At 70.2% G+C, this 885-nt stretch carries 1 protein-coding gene; it reads right to left on the bottom strand.

The features are described from left to right. Window positions 1–885 (bottom strand): DUF11 domain-containing protein (locus tag GY812_00005; GenBank protein ID MCP4433866.1); only part of this gene is annotated, 885 nt, incomplete at both ends.

Here is an 885-nt window from a genome sequence, read left to right as displayed (position 1 = left end):
GTCAGCGGTCGTGCGGACCGGACCGCAGCCACCGAGCTGGCGCGCGCCGGCTTGGCGGCGCTCAACTGGTCGAAGATCTCGGCCGTCGCGTCGATGACTTCGCCCGAGGCTGCCGTGACCTGCACCGTGAGCGTCTGCTGGCCAGCCGCCTGCACCGCGAAGGCGCCGAGGGACCACTCCACCGTGTTGCCAACGAGCGCGCCGCCGCCGCTCGCCGAGACGAAGGTCGTGCCCACGGGCACGGGCATACGTAACAGCGCGTCGAGCGCAGCAGTGCTGCCCCGGTGGGCGTAGACCAGCTCGTAGGTGACGAGTCCTCCCGGCTCGACCGGCTCACTGCCGGAGGACAGACCCAGGGCGAGATCGGGCGTCGAGTCGGCCACGACATTGCGGGTCGCGGCTGCCGCAACGCTTCCGCCGTCCGAGACCGTGGCGGCGAGGGAGAGGATCGTGCCGTCGGGCAGCGGAGAGATTGAGTCGAGATGCGCCGATAGGGCGACGGTGCGGCTGGCGCCATCGGCCAGCGTCCCGAGACTCCACTGCGCCACTTCCCCCGGGCTGCAAGAACTGCCAGGGCAGACTCCGCCATCCGTGAGATCACCACTGCTGACCGTCATGTCGGTTGGGGTCGTGGCATCGAGCACCAGGCCGGTCTGGGCAACACCGCTCGCGTTGGTCACCGTCAACGCGTAGACCACCTCCTCGCCCGGACGTACCGGATCCGGAGATGCCGAGATCGAGAGCGTCAGCGGTCGTGCGGACCGGACCGCAGCCACCGAGCTGGCGCGCGCCGGCTTGGCGGCGCTCAACTGGTCGAAGATCTCGGCCGTCGCGTCGATGACTTCGCCCGAGGCTGCCGTGACCTGCACCGTGAGCGTCTGCTGG

The organism is Actinomycetes bacterium (assembly GCA_024222295.1).
In the GTDB taxonomy this organism is placed as follows: domain Bacteria; phylum Actinomycetota; class Acidimicrobiia; order Acidimicrobiales; family Microtrichaceae; genus JAAEPF01.
Note: the sequence above shows the minus strand (reverse complement) of the source record. Positions and strands in the feature narration are given on the sequence as shown.